The sequence below is a fragment of the Methanocella conradii HZ254 genome (assembly GCF_000251105.1).
Classification (GTDB): Archaea; Halobacteriota; Methanocellia; order Methanocellales; family Methanocellaceae; genus Methanocella; species Methanocella conradii.
The window spans coordinates 1,886,655-1,913,166 of record NC_017034.1; the positions used below are offsets into that span (position 1 = coordinate 1,886,655).

Genomic DNA, 26,512 nt, shown 5'->3' on the forward strand with positions numbered 1-26,512 from the left:
GGCGTGGAGCCACACAAGTTTTTGATTATTACTTCAACGTCTGCGGGATTTTTGGATGTTGCGCAGTCCCATACGCCAAAACCGCCATGGGCGTTTACTGCTTTCACCCATTCCTGCAATGCCTGCCTCTTCGCCTTATCCTTCTCGGTCTCCTGCCCTTTTACCTCGAGGATTAGCCGTCTGCCATTTTTCAGCACTATTAAGAAATCAGGGCGGTACTTGTGGACGATGCCATTATAGATATATGGTATCTCGAAGCCGAGGTGGTCGTTCTTGGCCCAGGCTTCCACGCTGTCGTTGTGGTCGAGCTTGAACGCCTCGCTGGCCTCCCACGCGCTATCTAAGACTACCCTGTTTATGTGGGATTTTTTCGTGTACTCAGTGGGCTTGCCAGTATACCATGGCGTCATGTCCCCCGTCGAGCGTATGGGCTTCTCTATATCGAATACCGGGACAATGGATTCCATGCTCGAGTCGCGAATGGCCCCGATGAGGTGGCGCACGACCTTGCTCATGTTAAGGGTTATCAAGATCCTGCGCCTTTTTTCGTCCTCCTCGAAGAAGAATGGGGCGATCTTTATCTTATCGGACTTAATGAATTTCTCGATTATTGATATGAGCTGGGAGAGGAGGCATTCTTTGTTGCCCTTCCAGGATGGCTTTATCTCATCGAACACGTTGCTTGCCGTCTCGAATATGATCTTCTGCGTCCGATAGTTCCGGGCGAGGCTTTCGAGGTAAATAGAGGATATCTGTGTGATATCGGGCTTTCCATCGACTACCGGGGCGAGGTCGGCGATGGTCTTGGTCTCGTTGGCGTCTATGACTAAAGGCTTTATTTTATCCATGTCTAATGAGAGTAATGGCTTGTAGGCGTAGTCTATCCGTATTATGTTTGGCCAGCTTATTTCATATTGCTGCTTTGCAGGGTCTGGCTTTATCATGGTTTTTGGGGGCTCAGGCCTGGGACGGGAGCTTTCGTGTGACTCATGAGGCAAGAACGTGAAGGGTACGCCGAAAATGTTGACATACTCAGGGTCAAAGAGACCGGTCTGCGGGTTTACCTCGTAGGATGTCCGTCTCAGCCCCCTTCCGATCACCTGCTCGCATAATAGCTGGCTGGTGAAGGCCCTGAGGCCCATTATGTGGGTGACAGTCCTGGCATCCCAGCCTTCGGAGAGCATGCCGACTGAGATGACGTTTTGTATTTTTTCGCCAGGCTTTCCTATCTGGCCGATGGTGTCAACTTTTCTCCTCAAGTCTTCGGCCTGCTCTTTCCTGGTCATCCTGTGGGTCTCGCCCGTCTCTTCCGTTTCGCCGCTATTGGCGAACTCGCCTGATTCCGCCATCTCGAGCACCCTTGAGTCGATGTGCAGGATGTAGTCGGGGTTGCATAGCTCGTCTGGAATCATCGGGATTTTCTTGTGGTCGAAGGCGTACTTGATGCGGGCGGCCGTCTCGGTCCGGTTGGCGACGGTTATCATGACAGGAGGCGTCCTCAAGATGTCCTGCCTCCAGGCCTTTGCGGTCTCAAGCCAGTCGTATCCGAGCAGGGCGTAGGCGTTCAATACCAGGTCTGGCAGTGGCTCGTGCTCCTCGGCCCTCCTATTTAAATCTTCTTTGACGTGCTCGTAGATGTGGTATAGCTTTGTCTTGTATGTCTTAGCATCGGGTATAGCGTCATCTCTTATGACAACCCGGGGAGTCTTTACAAGCCCTGACTCGATGGCGTCGTTCAGCCCGAAATCGCTCACTATCCAGGAGAATAGCGTTTCTCCTGTGCTTCTCTTGCCCGTAGGCGCGAAGGGCGTCGCCGAGAAGTCATAGCATCTCAAGATGCCGCGTGCCTTATGGATTCTATCGAGGCCGCCAACCCATCTGGTGGCTTCTTCTATCTCCTCCTTTTTCACGCCCTTGATACTGGACTTGGGAGGCACGCGCCACGCATGGTGTGCCTCGTCGTTTATGACTATGATGTTGCTTGCGCCTGCCATGTCGCCTAGAACTTCTCTCACGTATGCCTCGTCGCTTAATGGCCCACGCTTGTCTACGGTCTTTTTCTTTGCGAGGCGCTCTTCATCTTCCCAGTTAAGAGCCTGCCAGTTTTTAATGATGACCTTTCCCTGCCTGAGCCTTTCGTTCAAGCCCGGGGGCACTATGCTGAACTCGTCGTAATAGTTGCCTTCACTTGATGGAATAAGCACGGAGAGCCTGCTTTTTACGGTCAGTCCCGGGGCTACGACTAATACATTTTTTGAGAAGCGGGTATCCTGGGGGTATGTGGCCTTGTTGAGCACCTGCCATGCGATGAGCATGGCCATGACGATTGTTTTACCCGTACCCGTGGCCATCTTGCAGCATAGCCGCTGGAAGTCTCCGCCGTCTGACGGTATCTCAATGCCAACCTTTTCTGAGTCTGGCGCCTCGTTGAGCCATATCAGGGTCTCTATAGCCTCAAGCTGGCAGAAGAAGAACCTGTGGTGCTCCCGCTGTTCTGTATCTTTCCAATGTTCGAGTAGCCTTTTGGTTATCCCCGTTACTCCTGGATATCCTGTTTCCCGCCATTTTTTTACGCGCTCTCGTATCCGGTTTACGAGGCTTATCTCGTGGAATTCGCCCGGGTCCTCGAAGGAACGGCTACACCGTGAACCCGATGCCGTGACGTAGCCCGCAGGCCTGCGGCCGGGCGTAAGCTCGAACAGCTTTGTGCCTTCGTTATATTTCCAGTATTGCTTCGGCTCCTCATATGGCGAGTTTATGATGAGCCTGTCGATGACGAATTTCCCCATCATTCCACGCTCATTATCTTTAGGCTTTCGATCCCCCTGTCGTCTACTATTTTTACGGCTATGCGCTTGTTAGGCCCTGGCGTGAACGGCAGCGACTCGGTGCCTCTGTACGCCTCAATTAGCTCTTCATCGATCTCTGCTTTGAGATTCTTTGCCAGCTTTGCCCATCCTTCCTTTTCCCCTGCCATGGGGAAGAATACCTGGCGGGGATAGAGGCTTCTTCCGTCGTAGTCCGTGTCGAGCATCCACATTGCTATCTTTTCCTTGCCTCCAGATTCTATGACGCCCGTCTTCGTGTTATAATAGTCAAAGCCGTGTACGGAGACTTTGTATTTTCCGTTGCCAAGGCTTTCCAGCTCGACGTCGGGCTGGCCTATCAGCATGAAGCTCTCGTTGCTGGCCCGCTTTTTCTTGAGGTCTTCGGTGAGGAGGTCTGTGTTCATCTGTACTTTTAGTAGCGTTACCCCCGGCCACCTGGTCTCGTCGATGTCCTTGGCGGCCTCCGGGTCGAAGTGGAACGCTGCGAATACGACGATTTTTGGCTTTGGTATGAGCTTTTGTGCCTCTTCGATTGCGAGCTCTACCTGTTTTTGCTCTAGTGGCATGTGTTCTGGCCCGAATGATATTACGACTCTTTGCGGGCTGTTTTCTTTTGTCTCGGCGTCCGCATGCAGCCATTTTGCGCCCGGTAGCGGCTCTACCCTTGAGAACTCTATCTTTTGTCCTCCCTTGCCTCTTATGCCCGTCTTGAATAGCTCGTCACGCCACTCGGCCTGCCTCAATGTCTCGCCTGAGCGTGTTACCGATTCATCCGCCTGTTGTGTGTCTTCTATCTCTGTGAGCGGCTTTACCGTGGGCGCCGGTACCGCCTCTACCGTGAATGGCCCTGTTACCCTTACTTTTGACCTGTCTATGTATGGCTGGTCGTAGAGGATTTCCTGTGTTGGCGGCTCGTCGTTTGCTATTGACTTTAGCGTGATGTGTGGTACTGTCTTGTATCTGAAGCCGCTGCCGACGCCCTGCTCCGGGTAGGCGAGCTCGTAGTAGTCGAAGAGGGCTGTCATTAAGCGCTGCTTGGCTAAAGTTATAGCTACTCTGGAAGTATCACAGGTGATCCATCTGCGCCCCCATTGTTCCGCCACGTATGCAGTTGTGCCAGAGCCGCAGGTCGGATCGAAGACAAGGTCGCCCGGGTCGGTGGTCATTAGGATACACCTTTGAATTGCTAAAGTTGAAGTTTGAACTACGTAAATTTTGCCTTCAATACGATTTTGTATACCGCCTACATCGATCCAAATATTTGATATCGGATATACTGGAAAATCATCTAAAAAGCGCAAATATCTAAGAGAATTACCTTCTATTATAATTCTACCCGCTGAAGCTAATCGATTTAATCCTTCTATTGTTGTTTTCCAATGCAATCCTGTAGGTGGGTACCAAGATTTTCCATTAAAAATAAATTCTTGATTAGAACTGGATAATGATCCCTGAGAGGTTAAATCGGCTAATGTTACTAATCGATTTTTATCAAATAGTCCCTCAGGGATTGATTTATAGGAAGATACTGGCCGATATTTTGTCGCTCCCTCATCACCAGCTTGTTTTTCACGATATAATTGATGATATTTTATTTTGTTAATATCTTTCGAATACCATACAAGAAAATCTGCTATTGATGAAAGAGTTTTACCAGAAAATCCTGTTGTTTTTGAAAACACTATTATTCCAACAAAATTTTTAGACCCAAATATTTCATCTAATAATTCTCTTACATGATGCACATTTTCATCAGATATTTGAACAAAAATGCTTCCACTTTCATGTAGTAATTCTTTAGCTAAAAGCAATCTGTCTCTTAAATAAGTTAAATAAGAATGAATCCCTAATTCCCACGTATCCCTGAATGCTTTAACCATCTCAGGTTCTTGTGTCAAATCTTCATCTTTGCCATCTTTCACATCCCGCTTATTTACGAACGGCTGGAAATTTGACCCGTATTTGATGCCATACGGCGGGTCTATGTATATCATCTGCACTTTCCCGGCCATGCCCTCTTTTTCCAGCAGCGAGTTCATCACAAGTAGCGAGTCGCCCGCTATGAGCCGGTTCGACCAGTTATGCCTATGCCTATAAAACTCGATAGCCTCACGAAGCGGCGGGTTCTCCTCGTTATACTCAAACAATGAGACCTGGCGAGTATCGCCATTTTTCCTCTTAACGGCCTTTATAATCGTTAAAGGATCGATGCGCTCGTGGACGTGTAAAGATACGGTGGGCACCTCGAACTTCATGTGCGCCATCTTCCCCGCCCACCAGAGCTGCGGGTCAAGATGCGGATCGTACTCGTACAGCTTCTTTTCCTCGTCCTTGTCCGTTTCCGGCGTCACGAGGCCAACAGGAGGGTTATAGCAACGCTCCTTGCCCTTATGCTGATACTGCTCGATGTCCCTTTTATCGGAAGAACCAGATGCACCCACCATATAGACCATCTACCAGTAATGTATTGAGCATTTAAAATAAAAGATGATAAGGGTTTCCATCTTAGCTAGAAGAAGAATGGATATATTATTTTATATATGTATCATGTACAAATTTATAATAATTACTATATAACCATAAATTAATCCAATTCCTTTTCTCTACATTCAAATATTATGCAAAAGTTTATATTATCAGTGTTAATTATATAACTTGGTTATAGATATGGTAATAAAAATAGCGCTTTTTAATCATAAAGGTGGTGTTAGTAAAACTACGACTACGTTTAATCTGGGATGGATGTTGGCATCTAAAGGTAAAAAAGTAATTATTGTTGACACTGATCCTCAGTGTAATTTAACTGGATTGGTTTTAGGATATAAAAGTGAAAATGAGTTTGAAACATTTTATGAAAGTGGTAAAGATAATTTAAAAGTTGCATTATCCCCTGCTTTTGATTCTAAACCATATCCTATAAAAGCTGTAGATTGTATTTCAGTAAATAATCAACCTAATTTATTTCTACTTCCAGGTCATATCGGTATATCTGAATATGAAGTTACATTAGGAATGGCTCAACAATTTTCTGGATCAATACCTACTTTAAAAAATTTGCCTGGATCAATGTCTTTCCTTTTTAATGAAACAGCAAAAAAGTATAATGCAGATTATATGTTAATAGATATGAGCCCAAATTTAAACTCTATTAATCAAAACTTATTAATGACAAGCGATTATTTTATTGTTCCAACCACACCGGATTACTTTTCTGTAATGGCATTAAATTCTTTAGCAGCTATACTTCCAAGGTGGCATGAATGGGCAATACAGGCCCAACAATATAAATTATTTAAAGATGCAGATTATCCATTTCCTACTACTATTCCCAAATTTCTTGGGGTTATAATACAAAGGTATAGAGTATTAAGTGGTAGACCAACAAAAGGCTTCAACGAGTGGATAGATGAAATAAATGACACAATTGAGAATAAGCTTATTCCTGTGTTAAAAGAGCGAAATATGATTTTACCTGATAGTATGTATGAAAAACAAGTACAAAAAAAATTATATAAAATTCAAAAACCAGAGCGCAAGTATGTTATTAGCATTATTCCAGAATTCAATACTCTTATTACTAATTCTCAAAAGGTACGAACACCAATATTTGCTTTAACTTCAGAACAGATTGGTACAACAGGTCCCCCATTAGAAAAAATGCTTAAAAAAATTGATGAATTTAAAAAGACATTTTCAAATTTATCAGATAAAGTTGAATGGATGACTACACATGCAAAGTGCACTTAATCAATTTCAAGAAAATATAACAAGAGTAAGAAGTCTTGGATCATTATATAAAAGAATAAGAAATCAAACAACTTCTATCCTTGATTTATCCGATATTTTAAGAGCTGAATTGGTATTAGGAGTAAGTGCGCTTGATCAATATATTCATGAAATAACCAGGATAGGTATGATCGAAGCATATAAAAATAACCGTAATCAAACAGATGCTTTTAAAAAATTTGATTGTTCATTAGAAAATATCATACAGAGCCACCAAGACCCTTCTACAATAACCTGGTTAGATAATGAAATTAGAAAAAAACATGGTTGGTTGGCATTCGAGCAACCAGATAAAATAGCTGATGCTATAAGACTTATTTCAGATGTTAAATTATGGGAAGAAGTAAGTGTATTGATTAACAAAAATCCACAAGATACCAAAGATAAGCTAAAAGAAATTGTAATACGTAGAAATAAGATTGCTCACGAGGCTGATATAGACCATTCACATCCAAACACACTTTGGCCGATTGATGAAAAATATGTTGATGAATCAATAAATTTTATAGAACAAATTGTTAATGCTATTCATAATGTAATAAAATAAAAACTCCTAGCGTCTATTATTTTATGGTATAATTTTTATATATTTGTGTATTTTTGTTTGTTATAATGTAATTAGATCAGATCTAATGCTTATGGGGCGGGGTTACCTATCAGAATAGTGAGTGTTCCTTTTACCTTGTTGAAGAGGGGAACGTGTTATCAAAAAAAGGTTTAACAATACTAGTCATCTGGTGTACTTGTGCAGGCAGTGTAACAAGAGTTTTGGTGAGACCATAAATACTCTATTGTATTACAAGCATTTGGATGAAAATGAGATAATACTCATTGGTAAATTTGCGCATGGAAAAAAACGGAGTTAAGGCTTCTGAGTGTATCATCTGACATAATAGTAACACGTTGAGCAGAATAATAAAAGACTTATAGACTATACCATTTTATAAAACTTATAGGCTAGAGACCTGAAACTAGGAGTATTATACTACAGAATAAAAGAACACAGGGTAACTTTCTTTACATCCCACAATTTTACCAATCATGCCATTCTCCATTGTACATCATAGCTAGTATATCTTTTAGGTTTTCTCTTTCTATCAAAGCATTTTTCAATTCTTCAAATTTAGATTTACCTATTCTATGTAATTTCCTAATTTTTTCTATTTCTTTCTCTATATTTTCGTTTTTTCCGTTCATCTCTAAATCCATTAATTTTTTGGATAATTTATTTATTTCTGATTCTTTTAAATTATATACTTCTTGAAATACAAATATTATGTCATCTTCATATGCCTCAATATCAAATTGAATATTAGTTATTTTTTCTTCTCTTTCATTTTTTATATTTAAATATTCTGTTGGATTCTCCCCCTTAACCAATACAAATTTATTATCTAATAAATGTGCTTCAAATTGATATTTTATTTTATCGTCTGTTCTAAAAGATATGTATGCAAATAAAGGTATATCATATATATTATAAACGTGTGCCTTCTCTAATTTACCTAATAATATAGGATGTTCCAAATCCCCTTTTTCTAAATTATCTAAATTATTTAATACAACAATTGGCATATTTTTCTTTATATATGGAAAATAAGTTTTATTATTAGGAAATAATCCTAATATCAATACCGGAATTTTTTTATCATCTGAAATTAATTTGAAATGCCAATATTGAATTGCGTTCTTTTTTTCATAAAAATTTTCCCAACTCAAATTATAAGAGTCTATTCCCCCGCTATATACAATTTTATTTTGTATATTCTGCTTTTTATTATCATCCATACTACCACTTCTTCTCATAAAATAATTTGATATTATTGACGTATAGTTATGCCAATATATAAATTTATTATTCCATTAATGGTCAAATATTATTATAATAAATATTTATTAATATAAAAATAATTACATACAACAATAAAATACATAGCTTTTCAAAATTTCCATCCTTCATTTTTAATCATATCCACTATTGGCATACACATAATTCCATAATGCCTACACACTAAAGGTATTCTCTCCCTATTACCATGCATCTGCTCCTGGTAACCACACATACCTCATGCTGAAATAGATCCTTTTGCGGCCCATACATTCGCTCACATGCTAACGCCACGACAAACGGGTCAGCTTGTTCCAGACCATAGGCCGCACGTATCAACCCTTTAAATTTACCAAGTATTTCTTTAACCTTTTCAACCTGGTACTGAGAAATCTCAAAAAAGAGAGCAGGGTGCTTTCTAGCCCATGATGTAACTTCATCATCTTTACATTCAAGCTCTTTTAAAACCTGCGAAGGAGCGCCTAGCCGGCCTTCGAGAATCAATCCGTCCAGTTTTTTCCAGACCGACTCAAAATTAGACATGGGATAATAATAGTTATAATCTATAAGCGATGAGGTATCAATAACGTAAAACGTATTACCTGCCAATCACATCACGACTTATGCCCCAGTAACTCTTTTAAATGAGCTGTCTTAATACCCAAATAACTAAGAGCGTCATTATTTGTTATAAAGCCTTTATGAGAATTTTCTAGTACCAGTGAGATAAACGTATCTCCCATAGCTTGTCGTATGCGTTTAGAAGGCTTTCCAATACCACCTTGCTCTTTATAAATATTTATAGGCAGCTTACTCATCTCTTCGTTATATTTATCTAAACTGATTAATCTTAAGTTGACAAGCCGTGTAAGTGTGGCGGCTCGACTAACTTTATATCTACTAGCGATTTTGCTATATTTTGTAAGGCCACAACGCTCGAAGGAAGATTTTATATCATCTGAAGGAAGCAGGAATGCACCTGCAAATTGGTTACACCATCTCTCAACGGATGCCCCATGGCTTCCATCATTAAGAGGCGTCTCAGGCGTACAAAGGGCAGGCTCGTGCAATAGAATGTGCCCATACTCGTGTATGAGGGTGAAGATGCGCGCTTCTACGATATCAGACGAATTAACAACTATGGCATAAGGCGATAATTCTAACAAAGTAAAGCCGCGGAGCTCTTCAAGTTCCATCGGGAACTGAAAAACCAATATATTTTTTTGCTCAATGGCACTCCGCCAGGCTTTGAATGCTTCATATGGATTCTTCCATTTAAACTGATCTTCGATTGAGACGCCTAGTTTGTGACGCTCTTCACGTGCGACTTTTTCTGGATCATCTCTTAAATTAGCTCGACTAACATCTGTTTCTATATCCAAATTAAGATTTTCCAGAAGTTCTCTACCAATATCCTGTAGATTCATCGCTTTATGAATCGCTCGAAGTGTCTTTCTTGAGAAGGGTTTTGAGGCCCCAGGCAGCCTTCTAAAATCTTGGGGCAATGACGGCTCTTTTACAGGGCTTGAAAGGAAAAAAGCAGCTAAAGGCCGCTTATACGCGTCAGATAATTCTTTAATTTCATTTAAGGTGGGGTTTTCATCCCCACTCTCCCATTTTTTAATCCATTCTTCTGTGATGTTTAGGCGTTTGCTTACTTCGTTTATAGTCCAACCTGAGCTTTCTCGTAACCATTTAAGTACATCTGGTTTTACAGAAATGGTGGGCGACTTTTTCGGCATCATTAAACCTCATTTGTTAACTGGATGATAAAAAGATATGTCAATCTCTATTAATCCTCCTCATTTTGCGACAAATAATATGTAGATTTCAATAGTATTTTATTTTTACCCAGTGTCCATGTTTTTATGATATAATTATTATATATTTATGTATTTTTATTATCTTGGTGTAATTTGGCCAGGCCTAACACTTGCGGGAATTGAGGTTGCCTCAGAATATCGAGTATTCCTACTATCTTATCAATGACATGATATTGTTGAGATATTCAACGCTGGAACTATCAGCTACTCCATAACTCTCTTTCAAAAATCATTGAATTACTTTTTATTTTAACACGCCATTTCGCCAAAAGAATGGCTTCTTAGGCGGCCTTTCATATTTATACAGTACCGATAGATACATTTCTGGATATTTCGCTTCACTTAGCGGCAAGCAAAACATTTTACCTGGCTCTAAAGGCTCTCCACCCAATCCAATCACGACAAATACAGGAATGCCTTCCTCTTTTTCAAATTTCTTATACCTATTTATTTTATCGAAACTTGACCAATTTACTACAAGTCCATCTAATTTTTCACTATAATACGGGTTATTTCTCCATTTACATTCAACGGCGAATAATTCATTACTGCTCTTAAAACGAATTATAAAGTCTGGCTGTCTATCCGATTCTACGTATATGCCCTGGCGTTTATCAGAGTTATCACGGGTCCAATCCTTAATTGTATAGTAGTTATGGTTGAATAAGTTTGCTACGTATTGTTCGAATTGTTTGCCTTTCTCATAATTCTCTTGCTGTTCATCGGGTAACCAGATATTTACTGTTTTTATTACCTTATCTATTAACCCCATGATAACCGCCTTAATGATTAGGTTTTGTACTAGCATTATAAAATTTTTGATGGTTCTTCTCCAAATGTTAGATGTGGAATGTGTGCTTAAAAACCTCATAGTGAGCTTCTTAAATGTTCACTTTTAGTGAACATATTTATATATGAGTGAACATGTTCACTTTTGGCGAACATATTAGGTATCTCCATTTTTTCTCGCTTTAGGCCTTCAATATGGAATATGATGGCCTCCCTCATTTTTTCTATAGTTTCTTTAGTTTTGCCCGTAGCGATAACCCCGGGCAAGTCGGGGCAGTAAGCTGAATAATTGTTTTTTGCCTTCTCAATGATAATCATATACTTGACCATATTGCCTCCTTTTTTAAGCCGCATCTCGAGCACAGCAGCCTAAACACAATCTTTTTAAATACACAAATATTACCATTTTGTATGAATTTAATGAAAACAGCTAAAATTATCATCATAGCGTCCCCCATTGTCGCCGCAGTTAGTTTTCTGGCCCTGGCAAATCAGCTTGTTGTGAAGGACGCGATGGTAAATAGTATTGGTATGTTTATCACGCTTTTGTCACTGTTGATGTTCATTATTAGTTTGGTCGTCATCGCAATAAAAAAAGCACAGGAGAGCAAAATTAGGAAGAGCACATCAAAACAAGAGGCAAAAGAAATTGTTCAAACCATCAAAACGCAAACAAGGATTGCAAAAGACGCCACAAATGCGCCTCGATGGTACCGTTTATCTAAACTTATTATAGGTTTGATCATTATTTTTGGATTATATATTGCAGTCCCCCTCTGGGTCGGTTTTGTTTTTCTCAATCGTCCAGGAACGGGCGTCGAGAATGGCCCGGCGATAATGAACGTGTTTTTCGGATACTTCGCGACATTTATGCAGTACTTATTGCCCTTACCTATTGGGCTTTTTGTCTGGATTGCGACGCTAATTGGCCTATTTTTTATTATATTCCACAAAAAATACTGGAAAATCCCGGATGCAATGGCAATTATTATTTTGCTGGCACTGATGATGCTTTTTGTATTAATAAGCTCAGGCCAGTAAAAGAGGAGGGGCTGTTAAAGGGCACACTGTATGCCTTTAGTTCTGCCTGTTATTTTCGTTATAAACGTTATTTTTTGTTATTTTTGTTATGATTGTTATTTCATTAAGCTATCATATACTTAGCTATTAAACCTTTCTATCATCATATTGAAAATAATAATTCTATCACCGGATGCGTTGAGATACAGATAATGATACTAATTGGCGAATTCCCCCATCCAGGCCGTATCGTCGAGCACGGCCAGGTAAAATTGCATCACTTTGGACAGGATATTAAAGACTATCTCTTCATAGCCATCAAAAGTCGGCTAAGAATCTCTGCAAAAACATCCACATTATCGCTAAAGCCGATAAAGGGGCTTTTACCATTCTCCTTCCTAATATCTACGCCATTCTTATAAGGCTTAAAGTCCAATATCTTTGTTAATGCAATCGTCGTATTCTTCATGGTGCCCATGAATATAAGGCGCTTATTAGTCAGGTACATCGTGCCTGTGTCGATCCTGGTTAATTCTTGGTTTGACATCGTGCGCACGCCAAGGCTCCCCATCCGCCACCGTACGCCTGGCGCGATCTTAACGCTCATCGTTGGGCCGCCATAGTTAACCCTGTACCTGACCGCCCTCGTCTCATACCAATCCACATTACACGTAAAATAGCATTTTTCATTCCGTTGCAGGTTAATCGATACGGGGATTTCTGGTATATCACCATTATCGATAAGCCATAATAGCCTATATTTATTAAGGAGCGCCCTTGTCTTTTCATCAAAATTAGGAACGACATGAAGATTCTTAGCCAAAGCTTCTAATTCTCTGTCTTCCTCGGGCGAAATGCGAGCATCACTCATGGCTTCATCAAACCGCTTTTGCAATAATCCTCCTGCCTTCGCCGCGTAAATATTCTTAATAAACTCATCCGGTAGTTTAAGCTCGTTTTGTAGCCGGTCCAAAAACTCTTTTTCAGAATCCGATATGTGGCCATCCATTAAAACCTGGTCAAGGCTTTCCTTATAAGTCGCCTCCGCAACGCTCCTAAAAATATTCTGAGCATTATTATCATTCAATGCAAATAAGGATTTTAAGCGTTGAAGCGCTGCAACCTCGTCTTCGCCCATCTTTTTATCCGAAAGGCAATACGTTAGATACGTTCTATATATCTCATTAAAATCTTTGTCAAACCTATGAGGATTTTTTACTTTATATTTCTGGAATATCCTTTCCAGTTGTTCATCGTTAACGTTTTTAATATTATCCGCTGTTGCCAATAAGTTATTTATTTCTATCAAAGCATTTTCTATTGGCTGCCCGCCTAATATACGATCGATGAGCCCGGGCTGCTTTAATGGTTTTACCGCAAACGGAGCCGCCATCTAGATACCTCATTATATTATGATTAAGCGATTACTATCTAAAATATAGGATGGTTCTTCCCTAAAAGCTTAGCTGCGAAGCAAAGCATAAAAAGTCATGACGCCTATTAACTCCGGACTCATTTTATTTATATAAAAACAATAAAAAATCTGCAAATAAAAATTATTAAGGCGTGACCATTTTTAGTCCACGGCGACGATGTCGTGCAGAGGACGGCTAATTAGCTTATTTGATATACATCGCTGACTCTGCCCATGCTCGTATGATACCACCCGCCAGCCAACCCTGGAAATAAATATTGTGGAATGTACTCTTGTCCTACGGCAGGATTTACGTATGCGTCCAGAGATGGGCATCCCCTCATTTTTTGTTCTATCGTGTTACCTGTATCGTCTATATAGGCCGTGCCTCTATCAACGGTATTAAATGCGACGATCATGTGCCCGCTGGATTGGCCATAAAATTCGACGTTAACCAGGTGAGCCCTGATAAGATTTGACTCTGCATTATCATGCAGTCTTATCGCAAAGTTTTCACATACATAAGAACCCGGTATATACGTATCAAGCTCGGTATGGTCATTTAATAAAAAAGATATCAATTGAGCATATGTCGGGTCTTTCGCATCCCTATGCTCCGTTATATGGCAACGCGAGCCATTTGGATATACCATGATGGCTTCTTTTTTATCATCCCATAATTGTAAAGTATGGGTAGGAGCATTGTAATATTCCATAGCCCTCTTTAAAGAGCTATTGAACGCTCTTTCATTTTCATATAAAATGTTTTTATCATAATAAGGGCAATCCTGGATTAAATAACCGGCTGATATAGCTTCTTCGCCCAGGGTTTTATACTCGTCAATACTATTTTTTAGGCCGGCCAGCCATTCGTCAGATAAAAAATCACTACTGCTATAATACGTATCTGTGTAATGCTCAACCATGCTATATGCATCATTCATAGAATTGATTTTAGCATTATAGTCATCGATCAGAGGCTGGTATTTAGTATAAGTCGTGTATCCAATGCCAATAATTAGAATAAAAATAATGGCTAAACCAAGATATACAAAATTCCTTATATTCTTGACGAGTCTTTGGACTGGATTAGAGCGTTTACGCTTCTTTATATACCTGCTATTCGATTTTGCTATCTGCTCGTTTTTATAAGCATAAGAGTTTAATATAGCTAAACCTGTACAGTCGTGCTTTTCTGGCAATCTATGCTCTCCGCAAAAAGTGCCCCCGCAATATTTGCACTTAAAAGGGAGTAATTCATATTCCCCGCAGATATCGCATTTATTTTTCGCCTCCAAATCGATGCCACCTCTTGATTGAGATAATGATTAATTGCTTATATAGAGGTTATGTCTTTACCCATTGTATTGGGACATGAGTTAAATGGGTCATCATACTTCGACCCTATGATTGCTCTTTCTCACTTTCGTCTTTTGTTAAAAGTTAATAACATTTAATATATATTGCTTTTATGAAAAGGCTGCTCATCCGCTAAAAGCTTACGTCACCTATTCATAGGCAACGGTAGAATAAATTTGATGTGAATAAGCTGGCTGCAATTACATCTATTATCATGCTTTTGGGTGCCGCTGGCAACGTCAATCTGGCGGCAAGCACGCCCACGCCACAGCCACCCCCAGGCGGACGCGTTACTTTCCAGGGCGTTTGTGGCGTGCAGCCAGCGCTACTATCCTCATTCATAAAAGAGTGCCCGTATTTAAGCGTAATATCGAGCATACTGCAGGGCATTGAAAATGCAATAAAAGCCAATATGCCCGAAGTGGCGGCAAGCCTTCCAATCAGCATGTCGCCAGATATTGAAAGCATGATCACAAAGGCTTCACCACGCTTTTTATAGGAGAGCCCGGGCGCGCTCCTTAATTAATAAATGAAAAATGAGACTCAGACAAGCTTAACTTCCTTCTCGAGATGCTCAACCTCCTCACGATGATATTTAACCCTCCGCAAAAGCTCCTTATCACCGGGGTTCTGCCTGAGCTGCTCCTCCCAATACTTCAGCTTAGCCCTCTCAAGCGCGAGCTCGTTCTGAATTGTCGGCTCCTTCTGATACTTACGGTCAGCCTCCATGACCTCTTCATTGTATGTCATAATTGGTCACCACGATATATGCCCTTAAATCTATTATCATTTTCGAGACATATTTAAAATTTTTTAAGCGTTTAAAAAAATTTAAATAGTTTAAGGCACAACCATCAGGATATGCAGGACAGGCCGGACCAGGGCATAAAAGAAGTAATGGTAGTGGACGATCCGGATACGATGAGGATGATACTAAGCGGCAAGTACAGCGACATACTCGAGCTCATCGACTTCCGCGAGATGTCGGTATCCGACATCTCCCAGGCCCTCAAGATTAACCCGGGCTCAGCCCACTATCGCCTAAAGGAGCTGCAAAGGCGAGGCCTCGTAAAGATGGTCAGAGAAGAAACGAAAGGCAATGTCGTCAAAAAGTACTACCGCGCCGCTGCAAGGAACATCTACCTGGACGGCTCAAAGTTCAAGGCACTCAGGCCTGGCGAGGCCAGCCCAATGGACGGGTTCTATGACAGGCTGATAGCGCTGCTGGCGCCATTTGGATACGAGATACCGCCCGACAAGGCCGGGCCGATCAAAGACGCCATGAGGCGATATGACAAAAGAAAAAAGGAGCTCCTCCAACAAATCCAGGATGCCGGCGTTGAAAGGATGGAGGGCGACAGGCTACTCGTAGGGGACGCATATCATGTCGCCTGGCTGCTAAAGGAGATAGAAGACGACACGCTAGGGGGCATAAGGGAAGAGCTTCGCACGCTATTATCCGAAATAAGGGGCCCGAAATGAAAAAAGGAATAGCCGTAGTCGCCATCGGCGTCGCTTTCAGCATGGCCAACGCCTTCGTATCCATGTACCTCGGCATGAAGACGGGCTTTGGCGAGGGGATAGCCGTCCTGCTACTATTCGCCGCATTCATGCTCTTCACGGCTTTAGGGGTTAAGTCGCGGTCAAGGAGCCTGATATGCGTATCCGCAATCATCATGGGCTCCACCGGGGTCGCCATATCCTACACCGATGGGCTCGGCGCCATCATCATGTCTGGCGAGCCATTCCCTGTGCCCGGCTACGCCATGGTGGCGATACTCATGCTCTCTGGCGTCATTGGCATACTTATGGCTTCACACTTTTCCGGCTATTTCCTTAAGGGCGATTTCCCATGGCCTGGCTCAAGGGCAATGGCGTCGCTCATCAGCATGCTTACTGCCGAAAAAAGGGAGGCAAGCCGCCGGCTATCGGCCATACGCATGGGCGCTGCAGGGGTCTTCTCCGGGGCCATAGCAGCATTGAAGGGCGTGGGCATGCTACCAGAAGCCGTAGGCTCAATAAACATCGGAATAGGCCTTTCGCCCATGATGGCGGGCATAGGCATGCTCATCGGATGGAGGGCGTGCACACAGATCGCCATCGGAGCGCTTGCATCCCTGCTGATACTCGTATTCATCGAGAATCCCGGGATTGACTATTCGTCGCACATGAAAAGCCCATGGATATTCTCGACGGCAATATCCATGATGGTTACTACGGCCCTGATTACCCTGTATTTTGTGATAAAGCCAGCAATATCGTCAATTAGGGGTCAGAAAAACGGCGCGCTGGCGCCTGATGGCGGGGCCATGCGAGCAGGCATTGCCTGGATGAGCCGGAGTAACGTGGCCCTCATCATCGCAATATTATGCGCCGCCATATTGATGGTGGCATACCCTGGCGTACCCATATGGGTATTTCTAGTTTGCATGCCGGCCGCGCTCATCTTCATGATAATCGAGACCCGCGGCAAGGCTGAGATGGGGATGAGCGTCGGCATGTCCTCATTCGTCATCCTGCTCATCGTGGGCCTGGCGTTCGACGATATTGTCCCCCTGCTCGTTCTGGAGGGCTTCGTCGTTTCCACGATACTGACTTTCTCGCTTACATTTTCTATCCTGAAGCAATCGGAGTTCTGCGGAGTCGATGCTAAAGGCTTATCCGCCATGGCGCTCGTCGGCGTCGTGGCAGGGTCTGTGATTTGCGTGCCCTTCCTGGATTTTTTTAACGATCTCTATGGGATTGGCACGTCATCGCTCCCCGCCCCTTACAGCGTCATGTGGCTAGAGATGGCGGGCTCAGCCGTCGCCGGGGCCATGCCGCCATCCATAAGCCTATACCTTATATTGGCGGGCTCAGCCATCGCTCTCGTATTCTATCGCTATAGGATATCGGCGGTGACCGTGGCAATCGGCCTGCTGCTGCCTGTATCCACCTCGGCTGCCATCATTGCGGGGGGCATCATCGCATGGGCGGCCGAAAAGAAGGGCGCCCTTAAAGACGATGGCGGCATCACTGCATCTGGCCTCATGGTGGGCGACATCGTCGTGAACATACTTTCTTCCCTGAGATACTTATGACAGGATTGCCACATAAGTTTATATCATATGATAGCATTTAGGTGTTATCAGGTGCCAATAGGCAACAAATTCTCACATTTTTCGTGAATCTGAAAATCGTTGCCTTAAGAAGGCAACGGAGTTTAAGTACATGGTAATGTTTCAAGAATTATCTCTAAGCGCGCCCACGCTAAAGGCTATTGCAGCCATGGGGTTCGAGGAAGCGACGCCCATCCAGGGGCAGGCCATACCTGCGGCCTTACAGGGCAGGGACGTCATAGGGCAGGCCCAGACGGGCACCGGCAAGACGGCGGCATTCGGCATACCTATGGTCGAGGCAGTAGACATTAAATCGGAAGCCATACAGGGCATAGTCATAACCCCAACAAGGGAGCTGGCCGTACAGGTGGCCGAGGAGCTAAACAGGATCGGCCATTTTAAGGGCGTACACGCTCTTCCTATTTATGGCGGCCAGGACATCAAGCGGCAGGTTAGCGCCCTCAAGCGAAAGCCACAGGTCATCGTCGGCACGCCCGGCCGGCTCATAGACCATATGAAGAGGAAGACCGTCAGGCTAGGCGGCATAAGGATGGTCGTGCTAGACGAGGCCGACGAGATGCTGGACATGGGGTTCATCGAGGACATAGAGCGCATCCTCAAGGCCACGCCGGAAGGCAGGCAAACCCTCCTATTCTCAGCAACCATACCCGCCCCCATCAGCAAGCTAGCCGCCCGCTTCATGAAAGACCCTGTATCCATTGGCATCAAGTCTAGATCGTTGACAGTGCAGGGCACCGAGCAGGCTTACCTGGAGGTACAGGAAAGGCAAAAGTTCGAGGCCTTATGCCGCCTATTGGACGTGCAGCTTCCCGCGCTGGCCATAGTATTTGTAAGGACCAAGCGGCGCGTCGACGAGCTTGCGAGGGCGCTGAGCGAGCGGGGATACCAGGCCGAGGGCATCCACGGCGACCTGGCCCAATCGAAGCGGGACAGCGTCATGCGCTCTTTTAGGGAAGGGGCGACTGAGGTGCTGGTGGCCACAGATGTCGCCGCCAGGGGATTGGATATAAGCGGCGTGACGCACGTCTACAACTTCGACATCCCGCAGGACCCGGACGGATACGTCCACAGGATAGGGCGGACGGGCCGGGCGGGGAAGAAGGGCATTGCAATTACTTTCGTGACCCCCAGGGAGCTGGGGCTTTTAAGGCTTATCGAGCGGGTGACTCGCCGCCCCATCGAGAGGAGGCCTGTGCCGACCGCTGCCGAGGCCTTTGAGGGGAAGCAAAGGGCCATAGTCGAAGCCCTTCTAAAGGTGTCTGAAGAAGGCGATGTTTCCCGATATAGGGGCGTTGCCGAGAGCCTTCTAGAAGAAAACGACTCAGTCACCATGCTTTCCGCCGCGCTAAAAATGTTGAGCAAAGGAGACGATGCAGAAGCCATCCCTGTCGAGCTTACCGAGGAGCACCGCCGCCATAAGATGGAGCGAAAGCCGAAAGGCCGTCGAGCGCAAAAACGCTGACCTCTCATATTAGGTGTGCCTTCTTCACGGCATCCATCATTTTATTAAGGTTTTCCGAGAAGTGCAAATGCGTCGGACATTGGCAATCGCTACACCCAAAGCGGGGCACCCTGGCCAGGTGCCGATCTATTTCCGCCGCAACGGCACACTCGGGCCTCGGCGAAGTCACAACCTCGACTATCTCAACGTAAGGCAGAAGATAGTCGATGTGCCACTGCCTCACCCTGTTTTTGCCATCCGCGACCGCCCTATGCCTTTGCACGCGGGCGAAGCCGCCGCTGCCTAGCGCCGAGCCAGTATAGGCATAATAGCCCTCGTCAAAATAGAGCTCGCCGAGGGCGCCCACCTTAAGGCGGCGGGGCGCCTTCAAGGACATGATGAGCGTATAAGTGCCTTTGCCGGCGTCTTCCATCGCAATCCCTATCTAAAATAGGGTCCCAGGCTCAATTATCTTACGGTTAAATATGTCCCGGCATCTCGCGCACAGGCCTGGCTGCTTCCGCTCCGCGTCCGCGATGGAGCTGGAAAAGCGCATGACGCAATCGTTCTTACAGTGGCCCAGCCCCAGGATGTGGCCCGCCTCGTGCACCGCCTCCTTGGCCACCATGTCCGCGGAAAAAAGGCGATACGTGGACACGACTCCGGCTAAATTGTACATTGCTAGCCCCATGACGAAGTTGAGGTGGTCATAGTAGATGTCGCCATCCACGATCCAGAGGGCGTGCTCCGAAGACATGTTTCTTATCAGGTAGTCCAGCAGGGCGTGGGCATCGTACTGGCGGCGCTTCGCGTCGTAGGCGCCTTCATGCATGTCCAGCTTTCCGCGGTCTACGGTGGAGACGCCGTAGACCTCGTGGAGCCTTCGGGCCACTATGCCCTTGAATTCACCGCTATCAGCGGTGTAGAAAAGGTCGAAACGCATCCATATCATGTTAGGATATGTAATGCAGGATTATAATAATTTACACATTATAATTATTTGAAGCCGTACTTGCCCACAAGGGGCACGAATGCGACGCCACCCTTATTATAGGTATTCACCTGGTCGCCGCATTTCTCCACCAGGTAAAGGTCCTGGTAATACTGCCCTATCGGTATGACCATCTTGCCGCCATCCTTTAGCTGCCTGACGAGCGGGTCGGGTATCTCAGGAGCGGCGCATGCGACGCTAATCCTGTCAAAGGGGGCGTATTGCGGCAGGCCTTCGCTGCCATCACCAATAAAAACTTCTACGTTATTAAATCCAAGCTCTTTCAGGATGCGCCTCGCCCGCTCAGCCAGGCCGGCCTTTCGCTCTATAGTATATACCTTTCCAGGGCCGGCGAGGATGGACATCACCGCCGCATGGTATCCCAGGCCAGTGCCCACCTCCAGAACGCTATTGCCTTCCTTAATGTCCAGGACGTCGCACATGATCGCGACCATGCTCGGCGCCGAGATGGTCTGGCCTTCGCCTATGGGCAAGGGCACGTCATCATAGGCGTATAGCTCCATTTCCTTCGGCACGAAGCGGTGCCTCGGGGCCTTTGCCATGGCATCCAGCACCCGCTCGCTGATGCCTTGAGACCTCAGCGACTCGATCAGGTATCCTCGCTGCCTTTCCCATCCTTCTTCCTGGATGCTCTCAGCCCCTCGCCCGCAGGGCGCCTCTCACTGGACAATACCTTCGAATAGATGCGGCGGATGTCCTTGGCCCTGGCCGATTTTCCCTCCCGCTTATAAAGCCCGCCATCCCTTACCTTTATGGCGCTTACGCGCACCTCGTGCCCCTTGACCTTCAAGATGTCGCCGACCGTAAACTCATAGTCCCCATTTACCTTATAGTCCACCGACTCGGTCTTTTCCCGCCGCTGAACCGCGATCTTGACGACGACCTCGTCGATTGCCCTGGCCCAGACGGCGCGCACGTCACCGGCCTTCGCGCTCTCCGCCCGGCCCCCCGTCTTAAGCTCGAGCGACTGGACGCGCACGCCGCTCACCTCCTCGCCCACGTCCACCACGAACTCGTCGCCTACGTGCAGCTCCTCGTCCTCATTTACCTCGATCTCCTGTACGGATGACACGTCTTGCCTGCTCACTATAACCTTAAGCTTTATAGCCTTCCTCTTTTTGCTCGGCAGCCGGTGGATGAAGCCGCAGTTGTTGCACTTCAGCAGGTGGCTCTTCACCACGGTGTGCATGACTTCCTCTTCCGGGCTGCACTGGGGGCACGCAGCTTCTACTACCTCGATTTTATCCACAAACTGACTCTCCCGTGCGTTATATCAATGAACAGTGTAAATATAGCCCATATATGCATAAAGAAGTTGTCCATGGCCGCGGGCACCCCAATGTAACCGGGACCCACAGAAGCACCTTTGAGATAACCCGTGATGAGGAGATTTCGAAGTCGGCCGATTGCATCATAGTCGTAGGGGCAGATAAGGGCGCGGCCTCTCTGAGCGATGGGTTTAAGAAGGCCGCTGCCCATGATGATGCGTTTATAACCTGTGTCATAGAGGCAGGAGGTTTCAGGGATGTGGTGACCGGGTGGGGGTCTGAGAAGATGACTTTTTCAGTGGAGGACAGCATGGTCTTTCGGGTGAGCGACTACGTCTGCGGGAGGACTGTCATGATACGTGCGGATAAGCCCGCCGCTCGCCTGGATAGGCGGCTCATCGCCGCCCTGGCCGAAGGAAATAAGGCCATCCTGGAATTATCAGTAGAGCAAAAGGATAGGCCAGAGCCCTCGCTTGACGCTTTATTTAAAGAGGTCTAGGCATGGCGGAAGAGCAGAAGCCCTTTGATATCGAGGAACTTAAAAAAGAGCTTGCTGACATCAAGAGTGAGCTGATGCGGAAGGAGCTCGAGGAGATCAAGCACGAAAAGATGCGCCAGGAGTTGGAGGAGCTTAAGGCGGAGCAGGCGCAAAAGCATGAGCCTCAGCGGTACTCGCCCTTGCCCAGGCTTTCCATCATTACGGCGCTCATGGCAGTTCTGACGCTGGTAATGGCCGGATACATGCTTGGCACGCTCTTCACGTATAATCTGGCCGGGGACATCGATAAGTACATTGCCAGCTATAGCTGCCCTATCAGCGGTAGCATGGTGGTCGCCATCGTGAGCGTCGTCCTGATATTCATCGGGCTTGGCTTTGTGACGATGGCGAAGAGGTGAGGGCGGGCAGCATGACGACGAAGCGGCAGCCTTTCGTGTAGTCGCCCGGGACGCGGTCCTCCACCCATACCTTTCCGTGAAAGTCGTCTACTAGCGCCTTCACGAGGTATAGGCCCAGCCCGTGGCCGGCGGCCCCGAAATCGCCCCGCTGGTAGCGCGTGAACAATTTTTTCTTCACGTCGTCGGGGATGCCCGGGCCATTATCGCTGATATCGAAGCGATAAAGCGTCTGGCTGCCCTCGAGGACGTGGCTCACTTTAGCCTCCACGGCTACCGCTCCTCTGGAATGCTTAATGGCGTTGCCGATGATGTTTGAAAACACGTCCTTTAGCAGGTCATCGGCCATGACGTAGCATGGGCCTGGCGGAGAGAATTGAATCGTCACGTCACGGCCAGGCACGTGTGAATATTGCGATATCACCTCATGGAGGATGCGGCATGCGTCCACTTTTTCGCGCTTTACGGCGCCTTCTTTGGCGAGCTGGAGCTTCCTCACCGTATCGATAAGCCTTGAGCTGTCATAGAGCGCTTCGAGGGGCTTAAGCAAATACTGCCTGTCCTCGCCGCTCAGCTTTAGCCTGTCCATGGCCAGCTCGAGGTAGCCGATGCCCATCTGGTTCATGTTATTGATGTCGTGGCCCATCAAGTCTATGTAAAGCTCGGCCTGCCTCTTCGCCTCCTCGATTTCCTCCTCCGCCCTTTTACGCTCGCTGATATCGATGAACGTGACCACCGCGCCGGTGACGGAGCTGTCCACTGTGACAGGGTTTGACGAGTATTCTACCGGGAACGTCGTGCCGTCCTTTCGCCAGAATACGTCATCGCTATCGCGATAGCCCACGCCGGTGGCCAGCGTCCTGGCCACACAGCACTCCTCTCTTATCCTGGGCTTTCCATCGCGTTTTGTATGATGGATAAGGTCGTGCACGTTTTTGCCTATGACCTCTTCCATCGAATAGCCGAGCATCTTGAGCGCCGACCTGTTGATGAGCGTACACCGGCCCTGGCCATCTACGCCGTATATTCCCTCGTCCGTCGATTCCAGCAGGAGCCGTACGCTATCGTACAGCTTATCCCTCTTTTCCGACAGGTATCCCACGACGAGCGCGACGATGATAAAAATTCCCGCGCGTATGAACGTGTCCGGGATTATCCTTCCTGCAAGGTAGTAGCCTATTGCGACGTGCGAGAGGCCGAGGAATAAGGCGATGAAGACCGCTTTCCTGTGATACCACACGCCTGCCAGTATTATGGGAATGTAAAAGAGGTGGGTGTACACGACGTCGATGCCCATTACCGCGTTAACGTATAAAGTTATGACTATGCATGCAAGGATGATGAAAGCTAGTAGGGCCTTGTTTTGCGCGCCTTGCCTGAACGTGGAGATGGATTGGGCCATACCATGATATTTTAATAGCCTGGTAATTATAAAATAAAGTGCCGGTTTTTATTGGCCACCCAACCGTAAACCCATAAATCAGCGCTCACGGAAGATTAAAAAAGTTACAATATTTAGGGGCATAAATACACGTTTTTACCATAATACCCGATTTATTTGCAAAATTTGTCAAAATTAGTATAAAGTATATAAACAAAAACCTGCAATTGTCAGTTAACCAGTTACTATAGCATGCCATGCAAATCTTGACTTTATGGAGGGAATGATATAAGGCTAAAAACTGCGCTCGCCATCGCTGTCATGCTCATCGTACTGCTATCCTCTATGGCGGTCGTAGGTGCATCGCAGTCAATGGTGAATACGGCTGAATCGGGGGCGTCATCCGGATATTCGACCTACATCGTGGCGTTCAAAGGCGATCCATCCATACAGGCTGAAAGCCGGCTGGCGGGCCTCCTGGACTCTTTTAACGGAAGGATCGTATACCATTACAGTATCATCGACGGCGTGGCGGTAACCATGCCGGATGACAGGGTAGACGAGCTTAAGGCGCTGAGCGATGTAAAGTACGTTGAAAAGGACCAGCAGGTTCATATCCTGCTGGACAGGGCGGTCCCTCAGATAGGCGCGGACAAGGTATGGGCTTCGGGGTATACCGGTAAGGGCGTTAAGGTCTGCGTCATCGATACCGGCGTGGACGCGAGCCATCCCGACTTAAATGGCAACAAGGTCGTCGCATGGGTCGATTATGTTAACGGCAAGTCCACCCCATACGATGACCATGGGCATGGAACGCATGTGTCGAGCACCATAGCGGGCACGGGCAACGCCTCCGGCGGGCAGTACAGGGGCGTTGCGCCCGAGGCGAGCCTGATGGAGGCGAAAGTGCTGAGCTCGCAGGGCTCCGGCAGCAATACTAATATTTTGAAGGCGATTGACTGGGCGGTCAATAACGGCGCCCAGGTCATATCGATGTCCCTGGGAAGCAACTCGCACTCCCAGGCCATGGACGACGCCATCAAGAACGCCGTAAACAGGGGCGTTGTCGTGGTCGTGGCAGCCGGCAATAGCGGCCCAAATGCACGCACCATAGCGTGTCCGGGCGACAGCCCTGACGCCATAACCGTGGGGGCCGTGGACAGGAACGATGCTATAGCTTCTTTCAGCTCCAGGGGCCCGACGTACGACGGCCGCATAAAGCCAGACGTCACTAACGTGGGCGTCGGGCTGATGGCGGCGAAGGCGGCGGGCACTAACGCTGGCAAGGGCACCCAGTATTATGTGGCCATGAGCGGCACCTCTATGGCAACCCCGATGACCTCGGGCGTCGTCGCATTGCTGCTCCAGGCGAACGGGTCGCTTACGCCCGCCCAGGTCAAGGACGTATTGACAAAGACCGCCAAGCCTCTGGGCGGAAGCGTACCCAACAACAACTATGGCTATGGCCGGGTGGACGCAAAGGCGGCATTAGATTACGTCCTGACGGGCAAGGTGCCAGCGCCCACGCCAACGCCGACTCCAGGGCCGAGCCCCACGCCAACGCCGCAGCCTGGCGCTGGATACTCAGTTACCCTGACGAACATGTTCGCAAAGTATAATGGCCAGTACGGCCAGATGGAGAGGTTCCAGGTTAAGGCCGGCACGACCATCGCCCAGGGCATCATGCTCGCCAATACGGGCAGCGCGGCCGACTCTTATACGGTCACCGTTAACGGCATACCCGGCTCATGGTGGACCATGTCCGGGTATGATGGCGGAACGCTCCAGCCGAAAGGTGGCGCTGCATACCTGACGTTGCAGGTTACGCCCGGCGCCGACGCTGCCAGCGGCTCTTACAGGTTCAACGTGACTGCCACGTCCAAAACGGATAGCAGCGTTATGAGCACTAAATCATACACGCTAAACGTGGTATCGTCCATCAGTAACCCGGTTCCTGGCAAATCTTTCGCCGGAGCCGTTTCGAGAGGCCAGGAGTACTATGCATACCTGGCCCCGGATAGCGCAGGGCAGATAACTGCGACGATATCCTGGCAGAGCTTTTCGAACGATTTAAATGGATACCTGTATGACCCTTCAGGAAAGCTGGTCGCCAGGGCTGAGAACAGGCATACCACGAGCGAGACGGTGCAATATAGCGCCCCGGCAGGCGGCTATTACCTCCTGAAGGTAACGGCGAACGCCTACTCGCCCGTATCGTTCACAGGCTCTACAAACGTCAACGTGCAGCCGGCGTACGTGAAGGCCGGCACTATCCAGCCAGGCCGGCCCGTTACTCTGTCCATTAGCGCCGATGGCAAGAAGCCCATTAACGCAAGGGTAGCCTGGACATGGCCGTATAACACTATTGCGCTATCATTGCTTGATAGCTCCGGCCAGAAGGTCGCCCAGGGCACAAGGGTTTCGGATGGCTTTAATAGCGCCTATGAGCAAATCGACTATAAGGCCACGGCGGGGACATACACTTTAAAGCTCGAGTCCGATAGCTCGAGCCAGTTGAGCTATAAGCTGGTCACGCCCTTCCAGCTTTAA

General features: G+C 46.7%; 25 protein-coding genes and 1 pseudogene. 10 read left to right on the plus strand and 16 right to left on the minus strand.

The window, feature by feature from the left end; all coding sequences use genetic code 11:
- Positions 1 to 20: 20 nt before the first annotated feature.
- Positions 21 to 2,789: pseudogene (locus tag MTC_RS13840) on the minus strand (BPTD_3080 family restriction endonuclease); the annotation flags it as partial.
- Positions 2,789 to 5,281: a site-specific DNA-methyltransferase gene (locus MTC_RS09880; RefSeq protein WP_014406555.1), complete on the minus strand. Its 2,493-nt coding sequence runs from the start codon at positions 5,279 to 5,281 to the stop codon at positions 2,789 to 2,791. The pseudogene MTC_RS13840 and the gene MTC_RS09880, both read right to left, overlap by 1 nt.
- 214 nt (positions 5,282 to 5,495) lie before the next feature.
- On the opposite strand from MTC_RS09880, the gene MTC_RS09885 reads away from it, so the two are divergent.
- Positions 5,496 to 6,575 carry a ParA family protein gene (locus MTC_RS09885; RefSeq protein ID WP_014406556.1) on the plus strand — a complete coding sequence of 360 codons (1,080 nt, stop codon included), beginning with the start codon at positions 5,496 to 5,498 and terminating at the stop codon, positions 6,573 to 6,575.
- Positions 6,559 to 7,161, plus strand: coding sequence for a HEPN domain-containing protein (locus MTC_RS09890; RefSeq protein WP_014406557.1), 603 nt, complete (start codon positions 6,559 to 6,561; stop codon positions 7,159 to 7,161). The genes MTC_RS09885 and MTC_RS09890 overlap by 17 nt, the downstream gene beginning before the upstream one ends.
- Before the next feature lie 485 nt (positions 7,162 to 7,646).
- Here MTC_RS09890 and MTC_RS09895 read toward each other — a convergent pair whose 3' ends face one another.
- From MTC_RS09895 to MTC_RS09915, 6 genes are all read right to left on the minus strand, one after another.
- Positions 7,647 to 8,402 (minus strand): hypothetical protein, encoded by a 756-nt coding sequence (locus tag MTC_RS09895; protein WP_014406558.1) that lies wholly within the window; start codon positions 8,400 to 8,402, stop codon positions 7,647 to 7,649.
- Between the two features lie 152 nt (positions 8,403 to 8,554).
- Positions 8,555 to 8,677 carry a DUF4411 family protein gene (locus MTC_RS13845; RefSeq protein ID WP_143767129.1) on the minus strand — a complete coding sequence of 41 codons (123 nt, stop codon included), beginning with the start codon at positions 8,675 to 8,677 and terminating at the stop codon, positions 8,555 to 8,557.
- The gene (locus tag MTC_RS09900) at positions 8,626 to 9,051 is read right to left on the minus strand and encodes a DUF4411 family protein (RefSeq protein WP_081476823.1); all 426 of its coding nucleotides are present in this window, start codon (positions 9,049 to 9,051) and stop codon (positions 8,626 to 8,628) included. Before MTC_RS09900 ends, MTC_RS13845 begins: the two co-directional genes overlap by 52 nt.
- Positions 9,052 to 9,056: 5 nt before the next feature.
- Positions 9,057 to 10,187 (minus strand): XRE family transcriptional regulator, encoded by a 1,131-nt coding sequence (locus tag MTC_RS09905; protein WP_202798135.1) that lies wholly within the window; start codon positions 10,185 to 10,187, stop codon positions 9,057 to 9,059.
- 322 nt (positions 10,188 to 10,509) lie between these two features.
- Positions 10,510 to 11,037 (minus strand): hypothetical protein, encoded by a 528-nt coding sequence (locus MTC_RS09910; protein WP_048189644.1) that lies wholly within the window; start codon positions 11,035 to 11,037, stop codon positions 10,510 to 10,512.
- Positions 11,038 to 11,132: 95 nt separating this feature from the next.
- Positions 11,133 to 11,384, minus strand: coding sequence for a type II toxin-antitoxin system HicB family antitoxin (locus tag MTC_RS09915; RefSeq protein ID WP_014406561.1), 252 nt, complete (start codon positions 11,382 to 11,384; stop codon positions 11,133 to 11,135).
- A gap of 81 nt (positions 11,385 to 11,465) precedes the next feature.
- Between MTC_RS09915 and MTC_RS09920 the strand changes: the two genes are divergently transcribed.
- Entirely contained in the window at positions 11,466 to 12,095 is a 630-nt protein-coding gene (locus tag MTC_RS09920; protein WP_014406562.1) for a hypothetical protein, read from the plus strand.
- Between the two features lie 280 nt (positions 12,096 to 12,375).
- Here MTC_RS09920 and MTC_RS09925 read toward each other — a convergent pair whose 3' ends face one another.
- Together MTC_RS09925 and MTC_RS09930 are read right to left on the minus strand one after the other, a co-directional pair.
- Positions 12,376 to 13,212 carry a hypothetical protein gene (locus MTC_RS09925; protein WP_237705895.1) on the minus strand — a complete coding sequence of 279 codons (837 nt, stop codon included), beginning with the start codon at positions 13,210 to 13,212 and terminating at the stop codon, positions 12,376 to 12,378.
- 476 nt (positions 13,213 to 13,688) lie between these two features.
- On the minus strand, positions 13,689 to 14,786 hold the full coding sequence (locus tag MTC_RS09930; RefSeq protein WP_014406564.1) for an AN1-type zinc finger domain-containing protein: 1,098 nt from the start codon (positions 14,784 to 14,786) through the stop codon (positions 13,689 to 13,691).
- Positions 14,787 to 15,061: 275 nt separating this feature from the next.
- Here MTC_RS09930 and MTC_RS09935 point away from each other — a divergent pair, with 275 nt between their 5' ends.
- The gene (locus MTC_RS09935; RefSeq protein WP_014406565.1) at positions 15,062 to 15,346 is read left to right on the plus strand and encodes a hypothetical protein; all 285 of its coding nucleotides are present in this window, start codon (positions 15,062 to 15,064) and stop codon (positions 15,344 to 15,346) included.
- 44 nt (positions 15,347 to 15,390) lie between these two features.
- On the opposite strand, the gene MTC_RS09940 is transcribed toward MTC_RS09935, so the two are convergent.
- A complete protein-coding gene (locus tag MTC_RS09940) occupies positions 15,391 to 15,597 on the minus strand; it encodes a hypothetical protein (protein WP_014406566.1) in 207 nt (68 codons plus the stop codon).
- Positions 15,598 to 15,708: 111 nt separating this feature from the next.
- On the opposite strand from MTC_RS09940, the gene MTC_RS09945 reads away from it, so the two are divergent.
- From MTC_RS09945 to MTC_RS09955, 3 genes are all read left to right on the plus strand, one after another.
- Positions 15,709 to 16,329 (plus strand): winged helix-turn-helix domain-containing protein, encoded by a 621-nt coding sequence (locus MTC_RS09945; RefSeq protein ID WP_014406567.1) that lies wholly within the window; start codon positions 15,709 to 15,711, stop codon positions 16,327 to 16,329.
- Positions 16,326 to 17,927 carry an OPT/YSL family transporter gene (locus MTC_RS09950; RefSeq protein WP_014406568.1) on the plus strand — a complete coding sequence of 534 codons (1,602 nt, stop codon included), beginning with the start codon at positions 16,326 to 16,328 and terminating at the stop codon, positions 17,925 to 17,927. The genes MTC_RS09945 and MTC_RS09950 overlap by 4 nt, the downstream gene beginning before the upstream one ends.
- A 130-nt stretch (positions 17,928 to 18,057) precedes the next feature.
- A complete protein-coding gene (locus MTC_RS09955; RefSeq protein ID WP_014406569.1) occupies positions 18,058 to 19,428 on the plus strand; it encodes a DEAD/DEAH box helicase in 1,371 nt (456 codons plus the stop codon).
- Between the two features lie 4 nt (positions 19,429 to 19,432).
- Here MTC_RS09955 and MTC_RS09960 read toward each other — a convergent pair whose 3' ends face one another.
- Genes MTC_RS09960 through MTC_RS09975 form a run of 4 tightly spaced genes read right to left on the minus strand, consistent with a single transcriptional unit; the run spans position 19,433 to position 21,668 of the window.
- The gene (locus tag MTC_RS09960; RefSeq protein ID WP_014406570.1) at positions 19,433 to 19,840 is read right to left on the minus strand and encodes a GIY-YIG nuclease family protein; all 408 of its coding nucleotides are present in this window, start codon (positions 19,838 to 19,840) and stop codon (positions 19,433 to 19,435) included.
- Positions 19,841 to 19,852: 12 nt separating this feature from the next.
- The gene (locus MTC_RS09965; RefSeq protein WP_014406571.1) at positions 19,853 to 20,359 is read right to left on the minus strand and encodes a peptidase; all 507 of its coding nucleotides are present in this window, start codon (positions 20,357 to 20,359) and stop codon (positions 19,853 to 19,855) included.
- Positions 20,360 to 20,403: 44 nt separating this feature from the next.
- Positions 20,404 to 21,048: a protein-L-isoaspartate O-methyltransferase gene (locus tag MTC_RS09970; protein ID WP_081476824.1), complete on the minus strand. Its 645-nt coding sequence runs from the start codon at positions 21,046 to 21,048 to the stop codon at positions 20,404 to 20,406.
- Positions 21,009 to 21,668, minus strand: coding sequence for an HVO_0476 family zinc finger protein (locus MTC_RS09975; RefSeq protein WP_014406573.1), 660 nt, complete (start codon positions 21,666 to 21,668; stop codon positions 21,009 to 21,011). Before MTC_RS09975 ends, MTC_RS09970 begins: the two co-directional genes overlap by 40 nt.
- 53 nt (positions 21,669 to 21,721) lie before the next feature.
- Between MTC_RS09975 and MTC_RS09980 the strand changes: the two genes are divergently transcribed.
- Together MTC_RS09980 and MTC_RS09985 are read left to right on the plus strand one after the other, a co-directional pair.
- Positions 21,722 to 22,186: a DUF371 domain-containing protein gene (locus MTC_RS09980; RefSeq protein WP_014406574.1), complete on the plus strand. Its 465-nt coding sequence runs from the start codon at positions 21,722 to 21,724 to the stop codon at positions 22,184 to 22,186.
- Between the two features lie 2 nt (positions 22,187 to 22,188).
- A complete protein-coding gene (locus tag MTC_RS09985) occupies positions 22,189 to 22,584 on the plus strand; it encodes a hypothetical protein (RefSeq protein WP_014406575.1) in 396 nt (131 codons plus the stop codon).
- On the opposite strand, the gene MTC_RS09990 is transcribed toward MTC_RS09985, so the two are convergent.
- Positions 22,547 to 23,983 (minus strand): two-component system sensor histidine kinase NtrB, encoded by a 1,437-nt coding sequence (locus tag MTC_RS09990; protein ID WP_014406576.1) that lies wholly within the window; start codon positions 23,981 to 23,983, stop codon positions 22,547 to 22,549. The two genes, MTC_RS09985 and MTC_RS09990, sit on opposite strands and share 38 nt — an antisense overlap.
- A gap of 300 nt (positions 23,984 to 24,283) precedes the next feature.
- On the opposite strand from MTC_RS09990, the gene MTC_RS09995 reads away from it, so the two are divergent.
- Positions 24,284 to 26,512 carry a S8 family serine peptidase gene (locus MTC_RS09995; RefSeq protein WP_014406577.1) on the plus strand — a complete coding sequence of 743 codons (2,229 nt, stop codon included), beginning with the start codon at positions 24,284 to 24,286 and terminating at the stop codon, positions 26,510 to 26,512.

What these genes read in the sequence shown, in the direction of transcription:
- MTC_RS09880 (WP_014406555.1), bottom strand. Translation starts at nt 5,281, where the DNA reads ATGGTCTATATGGTGGGTGCATCTGGTTCTTCCGATAAAAGGGACATC.
- MTC_RS09885 (WP_014406556.1), top strand. Translation starts at nt 5,496, where the DNA reads ATGGTAATAAAAATAGCGCTTTTTAATCATAAAGGTGGTGTTAGTAAA.
- MTC_RS09890 (WP_014406557.1), top strand. Translation starts at nt 6,559, where the DNA reads ATGCAAAGTGCACTTAATCAATTTCAAGAAAATATAACAAGAGTAAGA.
- MTC_RS09895 (WP_014406558.1), bottom strand. Translation starts at nt 8,402, where the DNA reads ATGGATGATAATAAAAAGCAGAATATACAAAATAAAATTGTATATAGC.
- MTC_RS13845 (WP_143767129.1), bottom strand. Translation starts at nt 8,677, where the DNA reads ATGTGTGGTTACCAGGAGCAGATGCATGGTAATAGGGAGAGAATACCT.
- MTC_RS09905 (WP_202798135.1), bottom strand. Translation starts at nt 10,187, where the DNA reads ATGATGCCGAAAAAGTCGCCCACCATTTCTGTAAAACCAGATGTACTT.
- MTC_RS09910 (WP_048189644.1), bottom strand. Translation starts at nt 11,037, where the DNA reads ATGGGGTTAATAGATAAGGTAATAAAAACAGTAAATATCTGGTTACCC.
- MTC_RS09915 (WP_014406561.1), bottom strand. Translation starts at nt 11,384, where the DNA reads ATGGTCAAGTATATGATTATCATTGAGAAGGCAAAAAACAATTATTCA.
- MTC_RS09920 (WP_014406562.1), top strand. Translation starts at nt 11,466, where the DNA reads ATGAATTTAATGAAAACAGCTAAAATTATCATCATAGCGTCCCCCATT.
- MTC_RS09925 (WP_237705895.1), bottom strand. Translation starts at nt 13,212, where the DNA reads ATGGGCGAAGACGAGGTTGCAGCGCTTCAACGCTTAAAATCCTTATTT.
- MTC_RS09935 (WP_014406565.1), top strand. Translation starts at nt 15,062, where the DNA reads ATGCTTTTGGGTGCCGCTGGCAACGTCAATCTGGCGGCAAGCACGCCC.
- MTC_RS09940 (WP_014406566.1), bottom strand. Translation starts at nt 15,597, where the DNA reads ATGACATACAATGAAGAGGTCATGGAGGCTGACCGTAAGTATCAGAAG.
- MTC_RS09945 (WP_014406567.1), top strand. Translation starts at nt 15,709, where the DNA reads ATGCAGGACAGGCCGGACCAGGGCATAAAAGAAGTAATGGTAGTGGAC.
- MTC_RS09950 (WP_014406568.1), top strand. Translation starts at nt 16,326, where the DNA reads ATGAAAAAAGGAATAGCCGTAGTCGCCATCGGCGTCGCTTTCAGCATG.
- MTC_RS09955 (WP_014406569.1), top strand. Translation starts at nt 18,058, where the DNA reads ATGGTAATGTTTCAAGAATTATCTCTAAGCGCGCCCACGCTAAAGGCT.
- MTC_RS09960 (WP_014406570.1), bottom strand. Translation starts at nt 19,840, where the DNA reads ATGGAAGACGCCGGCAAAGGCACTTATACGCTCATCATGTCCTTGAAG.
- MTC_RS09965 (WP_014406571.1), bottom strand. Translation starts at nt 20,359, where the DNA reads ATGATATGGATGCGTTTCGACCTTTTCTACACCGCTGATAGCGGTGAA.
- MTC_RS09980 (WP_014406574.1), top strand. Translation starts at nt 21,722, where the DNA reads ATGCATAAAGAAGTTGTCCATGGCCGCGGGCACCCCAATGTAACCGGG.
- MTC_RS09985 (WP_014406575.1), top strand. Translation starts at nt 22,189, where the DNA reads ATGGCGGAAGAGCAGAAGCCCTTTGATATCGAGGAACTTAAAAAAGAG.
- MTC_RS09990 (WP_014406576.1), bottom strand. Translation starts at nt 23,983, where the DNA reads ATGGCCCAATCCATCTCCACGTTCAGGCAAGGCGCGCAAAACAAGGCC.
- MTC_RS09995 (WP_014406577.1), top strand. Translation starts at nt 24,284, where the DNA reads ATGCTCATCGTACTGCTATCCTCTATGGCGGTCGTAGGTGCATCGCAG.